We start from the raw sequence: 245 nt of genomic DNA, 5'->3' as shown, positions 1-245 counted from the left end.
TTCGGCGCGACGTGTCTCGGCGTGACGCTGTCGCAGAACCAGTTCGATCTCGCCACCGCGCGCGTGAAGGCGGCCGGCCTCGAGGACAAGATCGAGATCCGCCTGCAGGACTATCGCGAAATCGACGGGCAATTCGACCGCATCCCGAGCGTCGGGATGTTCGAGCACGTCGGCCGCAAGAATCTGCCGCTCTACTTCTCGCGCGTGCGCGAGCTGCTCGCCGACGACGGCATCGCGATGAACCA

General features: G+C 65.3%; 1 protein-coding gene. It reads left to right on the top strand.

The genetic code is table 11. The features are described from left to right. Positions 1 to 245 (top strand): SAM-dependent methyltransferase (locus SB816_RS34205; RefSeq protein ID WP_410548523.1); only part of this gene is annotated, 245 nt, incomplete at both ends.

It is taken from the genome of Achromobacter sp. SIMBA_011, assembly GCF_046535435.1.
In the GTDB taxonomy this organism is placed as follows: Bacteria; Pseudomonadota; Gammaproteobacteria; order Burkholderiales; family Burkholderiaceae_B; genus Achromobacter; species Achromobacter dolens.
The sequence above is the reverse complement of the archived record's forward strand: the minus strand, read 5'-3'. Positions and strand labels throughout refer to the sequence as shown.